This window comes from Streptomyces pseudovenezuelae, from assembly GCF_001513955.1.
GTDB classification, from domain to species: Bacteria; Actinomycetota; Actinomycetes; order Streptomycetales; family Streptomycetaceae; genus Streptomyces; species Streptomyces pseudovenezuelae.
On sequence record NZ_KQ948153.1, the window covers coordinates 67,279 to 82,144 of the forward strand.

Consider the following 14,866-nt stretch of genomic DNA (forward strand, 5'->3'; position numbering starts at 1 on the left):
GGGGCTGGCGTCCGTCCTCGGGTGCCGTGCCCGGTGCCGTGCCCTGTGTCGTCGTCGGCTGGGTGTGGGCGGGGAGTTGGGGGCCGGGTTTGGAGTTGGTGGCGGTGTTTGCGGGTGGAGGCCGAAGTTCAGGTCGGCTCAGTGAGTCGGGTGGTGGTTGGAGTGGCCGCCATCTGATCCGTTGTCCAGCGGGACGACGTTGAGGTCTTGGTGGGTGTGCCCTGGGGCACCGCTGGCGTCGGCCTCGCGCGAACCGGGATCTGCGGGCCGGAAGGGCAGTGGCGGCGGTCTTCCGGGACGGGGTGCTGAAAATCAGGCCGCACGGGAAGGCGCCGGCGGTTTGAATGGGCGGATGAGCGACGTCGACGAGCAGCACCTCATCCGCCCCTTCACCCCCCTGCACGGCCACGGCCTGCGCCTGTGCGCCTGGGACGCGGACTCCGACGCCCAGGTCGAGGACTGGCTGCGCGCCACGCTGGACCCCGAGTTCGGGCGATGGAACACCCCCCTCACCCTGATTCGCGACCTCGACGGCGCCCGTGACGCCCTGCGCCGCAGGGCCGAGCAGGCGGCGCAGGGCACGAGCGCGTCGTACCGGATCACGGACGAGTCGAGCGGTACGACCCTCGGACACGTCGGCGTCAACGTGATCGACCACGTCTTCCGCACCGCGCGCGTCGGCTACTGGGTGCTCCCCGAGGCCCGCGGCCACGGCGTGGCCACCCGCGCCCTCCGGCTCGCCGCCCGCTGGGCCCTCACCGACCTGGGCCTGCACCGCCTGGAACTGGGCCACGCCCTCGGCCACGAGGCCTCCTGCCACGTCGCCGAGCGGTGCGGCTTCCCTTACGAGGGCACGCTGCGCGGTGCGATGTTCGAGGCGGGGCGGCACGACACCTTCCGGGACGTGCACCTGCACGCGCGGCTGGCGACGGACCCCGAGCCGTCGTAATTCGGAGGCGTCCCGCGCGCTCGCACGGGATCCTGAGACATGCGTCCTACCACCTGGCACTCCACCGGCGACCTCGACGAATTCCTGACCCGCGCCGGTGACTTCCTGCGCTCCCGCCCGGACCTGCACACCGTCGTCCTCACCGTGACCGAGGGCCTGCGCACCCGTGGCCTCGACGCCTACGGCGACCAGGCGCCCTCCTTCGGGCTGCTGGAGGAGGACGGGCAGGTGTGCGGGGCCTACTTCCGGACGCCACCGCACCGCCTGTACCTGACACCGTTGACCGCCGCCCGGGCCGACTCCCTCGCCGCCCACCTCCAGGCCCTGGGCCGGTCCGTCCCCGGGGTCGGCGCCGAGGCCGCGACCGCCGCCGATTTCGCCGAGGCCTGGCGGCGGCGCACCGGGGCCACGCCCGTGCCGCACAGCAGGCAGCGGCTGTACCGGCTCGGCACGCTGACCGTCCCGCGACCCGTGCCCGAGGGCCGGGCGAGGATCGCCCAGGAGGGCGACCGGGAACTGCTGGCGCGCTGGTTCGCCCAGTTCAGCAAGGACGTCGGCGAGAGCCAGAGCATGCGCGCCGAGTCCTGGGCCGACGCCCGCCTCGCCTATGACGGGGCCGTCCTGTGGGAGAGCCCCGACGGCACACCGGTCTCCCTGGCCGGCCTCACCCCGCTGGTCGCCGGCCAGATCCGGGTGGCGCCCGTCTACACCCCGGCCCCGCTGCGCGCCCGCGGTTACGCCGGTGCGGCCACGGTCGAGGTGAGCAGGCTCGCCCGGGAGCGGGGCGCCGAGGAGGTGCTGCTCTTCACCGACCTGGCCAACCCGACGAGCAACGGCCTCTACCAGCGCATCGGTTACCGGCCGGTGGCGGACTTCGCGGTGTACGACTTTCAGGGCCAGAGCAGTTCCTGATCCCAACCGCCGTCGGTGCGCCGGTAGGTGAGCCGGACGTGCCGTCTGCGCTCGTCCCCCTGGAAGAACTCCACCTCCTCGGGCACCAGCCGGTACAGCGTCCAGGACGGTACGGGCGCCGCGGGTTCGCGCTGCGCCCGCTCCCACGCCTCCTCGGAGGCCCGCGCCAACTCGTCGAGCGAGCCGAGGACTTCGCTCTGGCGGCCGGTGAGCGCGGCGGCCAGCGCGCCGGTGGAGCGGGCCTGCAGATCCGCCGCCGCCTCCCCGGACGGCGCCGCGCTCACCGGCCCCCGCACCCGCACCTGCCGGCCGAGGACCGGCCAGTAGAAGCCCAGGGCGGCGTACGGCCGCCCCGCCAGGTGGGCGCCCTTGCGGCTGTGGGCGTGGCTCGCGAAGGCCCAGCCGTCCGTGTCCGCGCCGTGCAGCATCACGGTCCGTACGTCCGGCCGGCCCTGCGCGTCCGCGGTCGCGAGGGACATGGTGTGCGGCTCGGTCTGCCCGGCGGCCACCGCCTGGGCGAACCAGGCGGTGAAGAGCTCCAGCGGGGTCGAGGGCGCGGCGGAGGGGTCGAAGGAGGGCAGCGAGGTGACCTCCGGGTCCCACACCCGCAGCGATCTGAGCAGCTCGTGAAGATCCGTTGCCATGCCTCAGACGGTACCGAGGTCGGACGTCACCCACCGCTCGGGCCGCATCCGGAGGATCACCTGCTCGCCGTGGTTCTTCGAGGCGAACTCCACGTACCCGTCCACCTTCTCGGCCGGCAGGTAGCGGGCGGAGATCTCCTGGAGGTCCTCGCGGGTCCCCGGCCGGGTGTCGAGGACCGGTCCCTCCACGGACACGTACCGGATGGTGGGCTCGACGCGTTCGACGAGCAGGGAGAAGCGGCCGGCCTTCCGGATCAGCTCGTGCTTGCGCGAATCGCGCCCGGTCATGATCCAGATGTCGCCGCCGGGCGCGTACTGGTACCAGATCGGCACAGTGAGCGGCGCGCGCCCCTCTCCCGCGTCGACCGCCAGCGCGGCGACATGCGGCTCGGCCAGGAACTGTTCACGTTGTGCGCGAGTCAGGGCCATACAGTGCAGGGTACTTGGGCCGCCAGGGGAACCCGGGGGAGAGGATGCGATGAGTCGCCCGTCCGGTACGGCAGTCGGCGCCTGCGCCGTCCTCCTGCTCGCGTCCCTCACCGCCTGCGGCTCCACCACCCCGGACCCGTCCCTCACCGTTCCCGGGCTCTACTACCTGCGCCCTTACGGCGACAGGGCCGGCCCGAAGGACAAGACGCCCTTCCACGTGAGCGCCGAGGACGGGAACCGGCCCGGGGTAGGCCGGCTCACCGTGGAGGTCGCGCCGGACGGACGGGACGTGGTCCGGCTGAAGAAGTACGGCCCCTGCGAGGGCGACTCGGCGCGGCTGACCTGCGAGGTGGACGGCGACTACAGCAACTGGGCCGACAACGCCCGGGCCCAGCCGCACGCCGTCAGGGGCGCCCGGGCCGGTGCCACGGCCGTCGTCCGGTACACGTACACCACCCTGGACGGCAGGAAGCTCACCGCACGCACCCGGTTCGTCGTCGGCGAGCCGGTCGTCGAGGCGGTGGCGCCCGAGTACACGAAGGAGCTGCTGCGGCCCGGTTCCGAGCTGGTCTCCCCGCTCGTCGTGCGCAACACCGGCGAGGTCCCGGTCAGGGGACTGGGGATCGCGATGACCACCGACGGCACGCAGTTCACACGGCGGTACGGCAACTGTCGTTACCCCGAGCTGAGAAAGGGCCACCTCGCGGTGTGCGAGCTGCCGGAGGTGACCATCGACCCGGGAGAGACGCTCACCGTCCGCCCCGCGCTGACTCTGCGCGTCCCCACCGCCCGGATGCACCCCTCCTACGGCCGGGACGTCTGGGCCCTGGACATGGGGCCGGGGCAATACCGCGCCCACCCGCGGGGCGGCGGCACCGGAGACGGGCCGGCCCTGGAGGCCGAGCCCACCACAGCCGCCGAGGGTGCCTTCGCCGGGGGCGGCGGCTCCACCCGGCTCACCGTCGACACCCACGCCGACTACCAGGTCTCCGCCGTCGCGCTGCACGGCGCCCCGGGTACCCGGCGCACCTTCCGCGTCGAGGTCCGCAACAACGGGCCGGCCGACGCCGGCACCGCGACCGATCTGGTCTTCGAGCCGCCCCTCGAACTGAGGGTGGTCAAGGAGCCCGTCGAGGAGTACGACGACGGCGCCTACCGGGCGTACTGCGACAACAACGGCTTCACCTACACCTGCGCGGTGCCCGACCTGAGGCCGGGCGAGACCCGGTCCTTCGAGTTCACGGCCGAACTCGGCGCACCGGGCCGGGGCGTGCTGAGCCTCCAGGAGAAGGACCCGGCCGGCCCGTGGGACGGGAGCCGCAGGGATCCGGACCCGTCCAACGACGAGGCGGCCATCAGGGTCGTGCCCTAGGGCCTGTCGTTTGGATCAGGCCGGCCGTGAGGTGCGGTGCTTTTCTGACCCCGCTACGCCGGGCTGATCCAAACGACAGGCCCTAGCGCCCCAGCACCACCGTCCCCGACGAGCAGAACCAGCCTCCCGTCCCGGACGCCACCGCCAGCCCGGGCGCCGAGCCGTCCCGGCGGGTGACCTGCCGTGCGCCCGCCTCCCCGCGCAGCTGCCGTACGGCCTCCGCCAGCAGGAACAGGCCCCGCATGCCCGGGTGTTGGGCGGACAGTCCGCCGCCGTCCGTGTTCACCGGCAGGTCGCCGCCCTCGACCGTCAGCCGCCCCTTCTCCACGAACGACCCGCCCTCGCCCTTTGCGCAGAACCCGAGGTCCTCCAGCGTCACCAGGGTCATGTAGGTGAACGCGTCGTAGATCTCGGCGAGTTCGATCTCCTCGGGGCGTACGCCCGCCCGCTCGAAGGCCAGCCGTCCGCTCACCGCCGCCGGGGACACCGTGAAGTCGGGCCACTCGGACATGCTGACGTGCGAGATGTACTCCCCGGTGCCGAGCACCCAGACAGGCGCGGTACGGCAGTCCCGTACGTACTCCTCGGCCACGAGCAGCACCGCGGCGCCGCCGTCGGAGCGGATGCAGCAGTGCAGCTTGGTGAAGGGGTCCGCGATCATCGGGCCGGCGAGGACGTCGTCGACGGTGATCGGGTCGCGGAACATCGCCTCGGGGTTGAGGGCGGCGTTCGCCCGGGCCTGGACCGCGACCTGCGCCAACTGCTCGACGGTGGTGCCGTGTTCGATCATGTGCCGACGGGCCGCCATCGCGTACTTGGCGATCAGGGTGTGCCCGTACGGCACCTCGAACTGGAGCGGGCCGCGGGCGCCGAAGGACAGGGTGCCGGTGCGGCGGCCCTCCTTGATGTCGGCTCGGGCGGTGGAGCCGTAGACGAGCAGGACGGCGTTCGCGTGTCCGGCGGCGATCGCGTCGGCCGCGTGGGCCGCCATGACCTCCCAGGTGGAGCCGCCGACCGAGGTCGAGTCGACCCAGGTGGGGCGCAGGCCCAGGTACTCGGCGATCTCGGCGGGGGCGAGGGTGCCGGTGCCGGCGGAGGCCAGACCGTCGACCAGTCCGCGGTCCAGGCCCGCGTCGGCGAGGGCGCGGCGGGCGGCCTGGGCGTGCAGGGCGTAGGGGGTCGTGCCGTCCACGCGGCCGCAGTCGGCCAGCGCCACGCCGGTGATCGCGACTTTCCGGCTCCCGGGGGGCATGAGGGCCTCCTGCCTCTGGGCATCTGGTGCGGGCGCTCCTAATATGACGGACCGTCAGATCCGGAGGGAAGAGGAAGAGCCATGGACGCTCGCTTCACCGCCGAACAGGACGAGATCCGGCTCGCGTTGCGGGACCTGCTGCGCAGGCGGTGCGGGCCCGGGGAGTCGAGGAGCGCGGCCGACACCCCGGCCGGCTACGACCCCGAGCTGTGGACGGCCCTCGCGCGACAGCTGGGGCTGCCGGGGCTGGCCCTCCCCGAGCGGTACGGCGGGGTGGGGTGCTCGGTCACCGAGCTCGCGCTGGCCTGCGAGGAGACGGGCCGGGTACTGGCCGCCACCCCGCTGCTGGCCACGGCGGTCATCGTGGCCCCCCTGGTGCTGGCCCTGGGCACGGACGCCCAGCGCGCGGCCCTGCTGCCCCGCATCGCGTCGGGCGCCCTGACGGCGACCCTGGCCGCACCACCGGCCACGGCCCTCGCCCTGACCGGCGACAACAGCGGCGACTGGGCCGGCGGCGGACGAGCGGGCGGAGTCCAGGCCCACCCCGTCCACACCACGGCCCAAAGCCACACCCCCGGCCCCCACCCGACACCAACCACGGCAGACGCCCCTCCGGCGGGCGCCGCCCCCGGTGAGCCGGGTGCTGCTTCGGCGGGGCGGTCGGAGCTATCCCCGGGGGGTGCCGCGCCCGGAGGACCGGGCGCAGCCTCGGGGGGACGGTCGGGCCTTCCCCCGGTGGGTACCGCCTCCGGAGGGTCGGGCGCTGCTTCGGTGGGGCGGTCGGAGCTCCCTTCGGGGGGTGCGGCCTCCGGAGGGTCGGGTGTTGCTTCGACGGGGCGGTTGGCCTCGGCGGGGGCGGAGGAGCCGGCGGGTGCCGTGCCCGGAGGGCCGGGCGCAGCCTTGGCTGGGCGGTCGGAGCTCCCTTCGGTGGGTGCCGCCCCCGGAGGGGCGGGTGCTGCTTCGGTCGGGCGGTCGGTCTCGGCGGGGGCGGAGGAGCCGGCGGGTGCCGTGCCCGGAGGGCCGGGCGCAGCCTTGGCTGGGCGGTCGAAGCTCCCCTCGGCGGGCGCCGCCTCCGAGGAGCCAGGTGCTGCTTCGGTGGGACGGTTGGGCTCGGCGGGGGCGGAGGAACCGGTGGGTGCCGCCTCCGGTGGGTTGGGTGCAGCCTTGGCGGGGCGGTCGGAACTTCCGTCGGCGGGTGCCGCGCGCGGAGGGTCGGGTGCGGCTTCGGTGGGAGGGGCGGAGGCCCCCTCGGCCGGTGCCGTGCCCCGAGTGCCCGGTGCTGCCCCCGCAGGGCGGTCGGCCGGGTCGGTCCCGGGTGGCGGTGGCTGGCGGCTCTACGGGCAGGTGGATCAGGTGCTCGACGGGCACAGCGCCGACCTTCTGCTGGTCGCCGCGCACGCCGGGGGGTTCGCCCGGTCCCGGACCCTTCTCTTCCTCGTCCCCGGGGACGCTCCGGGACTGGTCCGTACCCGGCAGACCGCTCTCGACGCCACTCGGCCCCAGGCCCGTGTCCAACTGCGTGACGTCGAGGCCGAACTGCTCGGGTCCGAGGACGGGGCCGATGTGCTCGGGGCGCTGGCCCGCACCGGGGACACCGCCGCCGCCGTGCTCGCCTGCGAGGCCGTCGGGGCGGCCGACAGGGTGCTGGAGACGACCGTCGAGTACGTCGGGCAGCGCGAGCAGTTCGGACGGGCGATCGGGTCGTTCCAGGCGGTCAAGCACCGGCTCGCCGATGTGTACGTCCAGCTCCAAGCGGCCCGTTCCGCCGCCTACTTCGCCGCCTGGGCCGCCGCGCACGACGAGCAGCGGGTCGGCGGGCTGGCGCTGGCCCAGGCCCTCGAAGCCCTGCGGACCGCCGCCGCCGAGGGGATCCAGCTGCACGGGGGCATCGGGTTCACCTGGGAGCACGAGGCGCAGCGGTACTTCAAGCGCGCCGCCGCGGACGAGCTGCTCTTCGGGCCGGCGCACCGGCTGCGGGCGCACGCCGCCGACGCGGCACAGCTCTTCACGCGGGCGGAGGTGACGGTGTGATCGGCACGAGGGTGGTGCAGAAGGTGTCGTCCACGCGCGGCTTCGCCAAGGTCGCGCCGCATGTGATCCCGGCCCTGGACCGGGCCGTGCACCGGATCACGCGGGGGAAGGTCCTGCTCAGCGCGCAGATGCTGCCCGGGGTGATCCTCACCTCGACGGGGGCGCGCAGCGGGCTGCCCCGGCGGACCCCGCTCGCCTGCATGCCCGAGGACGACGGCCGTACCTGGATCCTCATCGGCTCCAACTTCGGCCGCGAGGGCCACCCCGCCTGGACCGCCAACCTCCTCGCCCACCCCGACGCCGAGGTCAGCTGGAAGGGCGCGGACCTCCCGGTCACGGCGACCCTGCTGACGGGGGAGGAGCGGGCGGCCGTATGGAGGACCGCGCTGGCGTTCTGGCCGCCGTACGCCACCTACCAGGCGCGGATCGAGCGGGAGATACGGCTCTTCAGGATCGTCCGCAGATGACCCGGACGCACGACAGGCGGCCGTCCACCCGTGTGAACGGCCGCCCGCCAGACAGGACTCGAAACAGGGACGCTACTTCGTCGGCTTCTTGCCCGTCACGCCCAGGTGCACCAACAGCGCCAGATTCGGCTTGAGTTCGGCCTGCTTGACGCCCCAGGTCTGAAAGCCCTTCTGGTGCGAGGCCACCGCCGCGAGCATCGCGACGAGCGAACCGGCCACCGCCGCCGGGTTGACGTCCTTGTCGACCCGGCCCTTGGCCTGGAGCTCGGCGACCGCGTCCGCGAGGGAGTTGTTCACCGAGTTGAGGATCTTCATGCGGATCTTGTAGAAGCGCTTGTCGCCCTCGGCGGCCCCGAGGTCGACCACGCGCAGGATCGCGTCGTTCTTGCGCCAGAACTCCAGGAAACCGTCCACGAGTTCCTGCGCGGTCTGCCAGCCCGCCTTGCCGACCCACGACCGGCCGTCGAGCAACTGTGTCAACTGGCCGCCTTCCGTGGCCATTTGCTCGGCGACCTCCAGGACGGCGCCTTCGACGTCCGGGAAATACTGGTAGAAGGTCGCGGGTGAAGTGCCCGCCTTCCGGGCGACATCGATGACTTTGACGTCCCGGTAAGGGGAGGAGCTGAGCATCTCGCTGAGGCAGTCGAGCAGCTTCTGCCGGGTCGCCTGCCCACGCCGGCCGGCCACGCGGCCGTCGACGGTACGCACTTGTCCTGTCATGCCGTCAGCTTACCGAGGGGTGATCGGAGCGCGATTCGGCCGACTGCAAATGGGGTGCACGAGGCTCGGGAGACGGGTGTGCCTGGTCCTGCGGGGTGCGTGCGTCGCCGTTACTTTGACGGTATGGCCGAAAACAGGGCATCCGCAGACGGAACGGGATACGGCGAGGGCGTCCCCTGCTGGGTGGACGCGCAGCTGCCCGACGTGGCTGCCGGGAAGCGGTTCTACGGTGAGCTCTTCGGGTGGACCTTCGAGGACGCCCACGGCGGTTCGGTGTGGGCCCACCACGAGGGCCGCCCCGTCGCCGCCCTCGCCCACAAGACGGACGGCCGCATGCCCACCGTGTGGACGGTCTACTTCGCCACCCCGGACATCGAGGGCCTCGCCGACCGGATCTGGGCGGCCGGCGGACAGGTCGTCACCGCGCCCGTGCCGGTCGGTGAGCTGGGCACGTCCGCGCTGGTCACCGACCCGGAGGGGGCCGTCTTCGGCCTGTGGGAGCCGGGCAGCCACTCCGGTTTCGGCGCCCGGCACGAGCCCGGCACCTTCGCCTGGGCCGAGCTGTACGCCCGCGACACCGAGGCCGCCAACACCTTCTACGGCGGGCTCTTCCACGACGCCCTCTTCGGGGCCGGGGCCCACCCCGACTTCGGCCGCGCCCCCGTCTTCGACGTCTTCCCCGCGGAGATGCCGCCGCACTTCCTGGTGCACTTCGGGGTCGAGGACTGCGAGAGCGTGCTCGGGGCGGTCGCCCGGCTCGGCGGACGGGTCCAGGCGCCGCCATTCGAGACGTCGTACGGAAAAGTGGCCGTCGTCACCGACAATCAGGGGGCGTCGTTCGCCATCCTGGAACCATCGGAGCGGTAGAAGTTCCGCTTTGATGTGAGACACCCCATTTGACCCCGGGTTCGCCACCAGGCCTCCGGCCAGGAAGAATCAGGGTCGCGTGCCGCCATGGCGGTGCGGTGGTGAGACGCTGCACGGGGTCGCGTACATATGTGGTGGCGCGGCTTGTACGGGGAGGTGGCAGGCAGAGTGGTGGATCAGCTGACGCAGCACGATCCGCGCAGGATCGGGCCGTTCGAGGTGCTGGGACGGCTCGGTGCCGGCGGCATGGGGCTGGTCTATCTCGCGCGCTCGGCGTCGGGCCGGCGCGTGGCGATCAAGACGGTCCGGACGGAGCTCGCCGAGGACCAGCTCTTCCGCGTCCGCTTCACCCGCGAGGTGGAGGCGGCCCGGGCGGTCTCCGGTTTCTACACGGCGGCCGTGGTCGACGCCGACCCGCGCGCCGCCGTGCCGTGGCTGGCCACCGCGTACGTCCCCGCGCCCTCCCTCGAAGAGATAGTGAACGAGTGCGGGCCGCTCCCGGCCCAGGCGGTGCGCTGGCTCGCGGCGGGCGTCGCCGAGGCCCTGCAGTCCATCCACGGCGCCGGGCTGGTCCACCGCGACCTCAAGCCCTCCAACGTCCTGGTGGTCGAGGACGGCCCCCGGGTGATCGACTTCGGCATCGCGTCCGGCGTCTCGAACACCCGTTTGACGATGACGAACGTCGCCGTCGGCACCCCCGCCTACATGTCCCCCGAGCAGGCCAAGGACTCCCGCAGCGTCACCGGCGCCAGCGACGTCTTCTCGCTCGGCTCCATGCTGGTCTTCGCCGCCACCGGCCACCCGCCCTTCCACGGCGCCAACCCTGTCGAGACGGTCTTCATGCTGCTGCGCGAGGGCCCCGACCTCGAAGGCCTCCCGGACGAACTGCGTCCGCTCATCGAGTCCTGTATGCAGATGGAGGCCACCGGGCGTCCCAACCCGGCCGACCTCCAGGCCCAGCTGGCCCCCCACCTCTTCGGCTCCGGCTCCGACGACAGCGGTACCGCGTCGGCGTGGCTGCCCGAGAAGGCCGTCACGATGATCGAGTCGAGGCGCGGTGGCCGCCCGGCGCCCACCCAGCAGGTCGGCGCCCGCAGCGGAGGCGGCCGCCCCGCCGTACCGCCGCCGCCCTCCTACGACCCGCCCCAGCCCGCACCCGTGCCCGTCGGCGCCCCCGACACCGGACCCGTCCGCCTCGCGGGCGCCCAGGTGCCCATCGGGCCCGGCCCGCGCGTCGCCGACGCCCGGGCCGCCGCCGTGAAGGCACCCCCGCCGGAGGCCGGCCTGGTCGCCTCCTGGTCCCGGCCGCGCCCCGGCGTCAACGGCACCGACGCCGCCGTGGGACCGGCCGTCCCGGCACCCCCGCCCGCGCCGCCGGAGAACGCGACCGGCTGGCGGCCCTGGCGGTTCCGCATGTCCAACGACGTGTGGGGCACCCCGGCCGTCGCCGGGGACCTCGTCTACGTCACCTCCTTCGAGGTGCACGCCCTCGACGTCGGCACCGGCCGCCGCCGCTTCAAGACCCGGGACGTGGCCTGGTCGATGGCGGTCGCGGACGGCCGTATCCACGCCTCGGACGGCCCCACCCTCTTCGCCCTCGACGCCCGTGAGGGCGCCGACCAGTGGCGGATCGGCACGGACGCCTGGGTGTACTCCCTCAAGGCCGAGCGCGGCACGGTCATCACCGGCACGCGCGGCGGTGGCGTCCAGGCGTGGGACGCCTCGGGCGGGCAGAAGCTGTGGGAGATCGCCGGCTGCCAGACCGACTTCGAGTCCCCCGAGGCCGGACCCGCGCTCCACGAGGACACGGTCTACGTCTGGCAGGAGGGCCGCCTGCGAGCCCTGGACGCCCGCACCGGCGAGGAGCGCTGGGCGTTCCCCATCGGTGACGCGGCCTCCTGCGCGGGCGTGCCGGTCCGGGTGGCCCAGGCCCACGACGGGTCCGTGTACATCTCGGCCGGGACGCGGGTCATGGCCCTCGACGTGGCGAGCGGACGGGTGCGCTGGCACTTCGAGGCCCCGGCGGTCTTCCTGTGCCCGCCGACCTTCGTGCCCGGGGCCGCGGTGACGGGCGGCGGGGTGTACCTCGCCGACTACCTCGGCACGGTGTACGCCCTCGACGCGGCCGACGGCCGCGACCGCTGGCGCATCGCCACCGAGGCCCGCTCCTCGGTCGAACCGGTGCTGGTGGCCGGCGGTCATGTCCATGTGGGCAGTGGCAAGGGCCTGTACACGCTGGACGCCGTCACGGGTACGCCGAAGTGGCGGTTCCAGGCCGGCGGGGACATCGTGGGAGCGCCCGCGGTCGCCGAGGGCCGTATCCACTTCGGGTCCACCGACCATCTGCTCTACACCCTGAAGGCCGACGACGGCCGCCTGCGCTGGAAGCTCGCGACCGGCGGGGAGATCACCGGCTCACCGGTCGTCAGGGACGGGGTCGTGTACGCGTGCAGCAAGGACCGGTGCGTGTACGCCCTGGACGCGGAGAAGGGGACGGGGACGGCCAGGGCCACCTGAGGGGGCTGTCACAGGCCCCCGTTAGAGTGAGCGCATGTATTCACGGGGGCGTGTTCTCAGATTCACGGCGGTCATGGCGACGGTGGTGCTCGCGCTGACGGGTTTCTCCAGCGGCCACAAGAGCAGCGGGCGGCACAAGAGCAGTCACAGTCACCGGGACAGTGACGGCGGCGGGGGGTGCAGCACCTCCCGCCAGGACCACGACAGTTACACGCCGTCCCGCAGCACGAGCACCCGCCGCGCCTCGGTGCTCCAGGACGGCACGGCCGTGCTGGTGAGCTGCGCGACGAAGGCGACCCCGTACGCGACCGTCGAGGTCAGCAACCCGAACAGCCGCCGGGCCACCTTCGAGGTCGAGTTCGCCTTCCAGGACGCGACCGGCCGGGCGCTGAACTCCGTGGTCAAGCAGATCTCGGTGCCCGCGAGAGGCACGTCGAACGTCCAGGTGAAGGCGAGCGGGTCCCTCCTGGCGAAGCTCGACCACTGCCGGGTCGAGCCGGAGGCCGACCGGGTCGGCTGACCGTCAGTCCCGCAGCCCCGTCAGGAACTCCACCAGCTCCGCGTTCACCTCGTCCGGCCGCTCCTGCTGGGTCCAGTGGCCGCAGCCCGGGAGCAGGACCGGGTCCTTGACCAGGTTCGGCATCAGCTGCGGGAGCCTGTCGATGAGTTCCGGCGTCCCCGGGAACGCCGGGACCAGGTCGCGGTCGCCGTACAGGTACAGGGCCGGCGGGGTGACCCGCGCGCCGTGCCAGGGGGCCGTCAGCTCCCAGTTGCGGTCCAGGTTGCGGTACCAGTTGAGGGCGCCGGTGAAGCCCTTGGCGTAGCTCTCGGCGAGCTCGTCGAGGTCCTGCTCGGTGAGCCAGCCGGGGAGCACGTCCGGCTCCGGCATGTCCGCGAGCCAGCCGCGCTCCAGGTCGGTCACCAGGGCCTGTTCGTAGCGTCCGCCGCCCGCCCCGTCGCCGGAGGCACCGACCAGCAGCCGGCGCAGGGCGGAACGGGGGTCCGCGCCGAACTCGGCGTCGGCGACCCCGGGCAGGTTGAAGTAGTTCCAGTAGAAGTGCCCGCCGAACCGCTCCTGCATGGTCCGCAGCGGCGGCCGTTCGCCCCGGAACGGCGGCGGCACGCTGAGCCCCGCCACCCCGCGCACCACGTCGGGCCGCAGCAGCGCGGTGTGCCACGCGACCGGCGCCCCCCAGTCGTGCCCGACGACGAACGCCTGCTCCTCGCCCAGCGCGTGCACGAGCCCGACGACATCGCCGACCAGGTGGAGGATGCTGTACGCCGACACGTCCTCGGGATGGTCACTGGTGCCGTATCCGCGCTGGTCGGGAGCGACCGCCCGGAACCCGGCCGCGGCCAGCGGGCCGAACTGGTGCCGCCAGGAGTGCCAGGACTCCGGGAAGCCGTGCAGCAGCACGACGAGCGGTCCCTCACCCTCCTCCGCGATGTGCAGCCGTATGCCGTTCACGTCGACCGTGCGATGTTCCACCATGGGATGAGCATACGCCTGTATAGGGAAACGAAATTGCTAACGCAATCTGAATCCGGGTTGCCGGGAGCGGAACAGCTCGGCCTGCCGGTCCGGCGGCAGGTTCCCGAGGGCGACCAGGTGCGGCGCCTGTGCGAAGCCGCGCTGCACGGCGCCCTCCTTGGCGGCCCACAGCGCACGGACCGTGCCCTGCACCCCTTCCGGCGGATACCCGGCGATGACCGCGGCGGCGGCGGTCGCGGCCGCCAACGCCCCGCCCGGCCCGGTGAGTTCGGTGACGAGCCCGATGGCGTGGGCGCGCTCGGCGGAGAGCCGTTCCGCCGTCCCCATCAGCGCCGTGCGCGCGGCCTCCCCGTGCGGCATGAGCTGCGCCATGAGCACCGACTCGTAGGCGCTGACCATGCCGTAGGTGGTGTGCGGGTCGAAGAAGGTGGCGGCGGGGTCGGCGACGAGGAAGTCGCACTCGCCGAGGAGGTAGAAGGCGCCCCCGCAGGCCATCCCGTTCACCGCCGCGACGACCGGCTTCCAGAGGTCGTTGGACTTGGGTCCGACCCGCAGAAGCGGGTCGTCCGTCATGTAGGGGGAGCCGGGCTGCGGAATCTCGGCGTCCCGGTCGAGGCCGGTGCAGAAGGCCCGCTCCCCGGCGCCGGTCAGGACCACCGCCCGGACGGAGTCGTCGAAGCGCAACTCCCGCCATGCGGCGACCAGTTGGTCCCGCAGGTCCAGATCGAGGGCGTTCAGCCGGTGGGGCCGGTCGAGGGTGACGACGGCGACGCCGGTGTCCTTGTCGGCGGTGACCCGCAGGCCGCTCACGCCGGCACCCACTGCGGAAGCCCGTCGGAGAACACCACATGGACCCGGGCGCCGATACGGATCCGGCCCGGATCGAGGGAGTCGAGTGCCGCCCCGGCCGCGGCGACCAGATTGCCGACCAGGCGTATCCGGGGCGCCTCCTCCAGTTCGACCACGATCACGTTGTACGGCGCCCGTGCCGCGTAGTCGGGCAGCAGGGGCGGATGGGGGACGACGTAGGACCAGATGCGGCCGCGCCCGGAGACCGGCCGCCACTCGGCCTCGAAGGACCGGCAGTGCGGGCAGCAGGGGCGGGGCGGGAAGCGGAGTTCGCCGCAGTCGGCGCAGGCCTGGACGCGCAGTTCGCCCCGGGCGGCGTACTGCCAGAAGGGGGCGCCCGTGGCGTCCCTCACCGGTTCGAGCAT

At 73.3% G+C, this 14,866-nt stretch carries 15 protein-coding genes and 1 pseudogene; 9 read left to right on the forward strand and 7 right to left on the reverse strand.

Annotated elements, in window-relative coordinates:
- Positions 1–352 precede the first annotated feature (352 nt).
- Positions 353–949 (forward strand): GNAT family N-acetyltransferase, encoded by a 597-nt coding sequence (locus tag AQI94_RS37010; protein ID WP_031057544.1) that lies wholly within the window; start codon positions 353–355, stop codon positions 947–949.
- A gap of 39 nt (positions 950–988) precedes the next feature.
- Positions 989–1,861 (forward strand): GNAT family N-acetyltransferase, encoded by an 873-nt coding sequence (locus AQI94_RS37015; protein WP_031057547.1) that lies wholly within the window; start codon positions 989–991, stop codon positions 1,859–1,861.
- Here the strand turns inward: AQI94_RS37015 and AQI94_RS37020 are convergent.
- Both AQI94_RS37020 and AQI94_RS37025 read right to left on the reverse strand, forming a co-directional pair.
- A complete protein-coding gene (locus tag AQI94_RS37020; RefSeq protein WP_031057550.1) occupies positions 1,840–2,505 on the reverse strand; it encodes a pyridoxine/pyridoxamine 5'-phosphate oxidase in 666 nt (221 codons plus the stop codon). The genes AQI94_RS37015 and AQI94_RS37020 overlap by 22 nt on opposite strands.
- Positions 2,506–2,508: 3 nt before the next feature.
- Positions 2,509–2,934 carry a pyridoxamine 5'-phosphate oxidase family protein gene (locus AQI94_RS37025; protein ID WP_031057554.1) on the reverse strand — a complete coding sequence of 142 codons (426 nt, stop codon included), beginning with the start codon at positions 2,932–2,934 and terminating at the stop codon, positions 2,509–2,511.
- Positions 2,935–2,983: 49 nt separating this feature from the next.
- On the opposite strand from AQI94_RS37025, the gene AQI94_RS37030 reads away from it, so the two are divergent.
- Positions 2,984–4,306, forward strand: coding sequence for a COG1361 family protein (locus tag AQI94_RS37030; protein ID WP_051832824.1), 1,323 nt, complete (start codon positions 2,984–2,986; stop codon positions 4,304–4,306).
- 82 nt (positions 4,307–4,388) lie between these two features.
- Here the strand turns inward: AQI94_RS37030 and AQI94_RS37035 are convergent, their stop codons facing one another.
- Positions 4,389–5,558: a thiolase C-terminal domain-containing protein gene (locus tag AQI94_RS37035; protein ID WP_062230162.1), complete on the reverse strand. Its 1,170-nt coding sequence runs from the start codon at positions 5,556–5,558 to the stop codon at positions 4,389–4,391.
- 81 nt (positions 5,559–5,639) lie between these two features.
- Between AQI94_RS37035 and AQI94_RS46115 the strand changes: the two are divergent.
- From AQI94_RS46115 to AQI94_RS37050, 3 genes and pseudogenes are all read left to right on the forward strand, one after another.
- A pseudogene (locus AQI94_RS46115) lies at positions 5,640–6,098 on the forward strand (acyl-CoA dehydrogenase family protein); the annotation flags it as partial.
- Positions 6,099–6,434: 336 nt separating this feature from the next.
- Positions 6,435–7,589: an acyl-CoA dehydrogenase family protein gene (locus tag AQI94_RS46690; protein WP_455712804.1), complete on the forward strand. Its 1,155-nt coding sequence runs from the start codon at positions 6,435–6,437 to the stop codon at positions 7,587–7,589.
- Complete coding sequence (locus tag AQI94_RS37050; RefSeq protein ID WP_031052683.1) at positions 7,586–8,056, forward strand: nitroreductase family deazaflavin-dependent oxidoreductase; 471 nt, start codon at positions 7,586–7,588, stop codon at positions 8,054–8,056. The genes AQI94_RS46690 and AQI94_RS37050 overlap by 4 nt, the downstream gene beginning before the upstream one ends.
- Positions 8,057–8,128: 72 nt before the next feature.
- On the opposite strand, the gene AQI94_RS37055 is transcribed toward AQI94_RS37050, so the two are convergent.
- Positions 8,129–8,764: a TetR family transcriptional regulator gene (locus AQI94_RS37055; RefSeq protein ID WP_031052680.1), complete on the reverse strand. Its 636-nt coding sequence runs from the start codon at positions 8,762–8,764 to the stop codon at positions 8,129–8,131.
- 135 nt (positions 8,765–8,899) lie between these two features.
- Here AQI94_RS37055 and AQI94_RS37060 point away from each other — a divergent pair, with 135 nt between their 5' ends.
- The 3 genes from AQI94_RS37060 (at position 8,900) to AQI94_RS37070 (ending at position 12,680) form a co-directional block, all read left to right on the forward strand.
- The gene (locus tag AQI94_RS37060) at positions 8,900–9,643 is read left to right on the forward strand and encodes a VOC family protein (RefSeq protein WP_078902853.1); all 744 of its coding nucleotides are present in this window, start codon (positions 8,900–8,902) and stop codon (positions 9,641–9,643) included.
- Positions 9,644–9,811: 168 nt separating this feature from the next.
- Positions 9,812–12,160 (forward strand): outer membrane protein assembly factor BamB family protein, encoded by a 2,349-nt coding sequence (locus AQI94_RS37065; protein WP_062230166.1) that lies wholly within the window; start codon positions 9,812–9,814, stop codon positions 12,158–12,160.
- A 34-nt stretch (positions 12,161–12,194) separates the two neighbouring features.
- Positions 12,195–12,680: a hypothetical protein gene (locus tag AQI94_RS37070; protein WP_062230168.1), complete on the forward strand. Its 486-nt coding sequence runs from the start codon at positions 12,195–12,197 to the stop codon at positions 12,678–12,680.
- A gap of 3 nt (positions 12,681–12,683) precedes the next feature.
- Here the strand turns inward: AQI94_RS37070 and AQI94_RS37075 are convergent, their stop codons facing one another.
- Genes AQI94_RS37075 through AQI94_RS37085 form a run of 3 tightly spaced genes read right to left on the reverse strand, consistent with a single transcriptional unit; the run spans position 12,684 to position 14,866 of the window.
- Entirely contained in the window at positions 12,684–13,652 is a 969-nt protein-coding gene (locus AQI94_RS37075; RefSeq protein WP_031039925.1) for an alpha/beta fold hydrolase, read from the reverse strand.
- A 36-nt stretch (positions 13,653–13,688) separates the two neighbouring features.
- On the reverse strand, positions 13,689–14,474 hold the full coding sequence (locus AQI94_RS37080; protein ID WP_031039924.1) for an enoyl-CoA hydratase/isomerase family protein: 786 nt from the start codon (positions 14,472–14,474) through the stop codon (positions 13,689–13,691).
- Positions 14,459–14,866 (reverse strand): Zn-ribbon domain-containing OB-fold protein, encoded by a 408-nt coding sequence (locus tag AQI94_RS37085; protein ID WP_031039922.1) that lies wholly within the window; start codon positions 14,864–14,866, stop codon positions 14,459–14,461. Before AQI94_RS37085 ends, AQI94_RS37080 begins: the two co-directional genes overlap by 16 nt.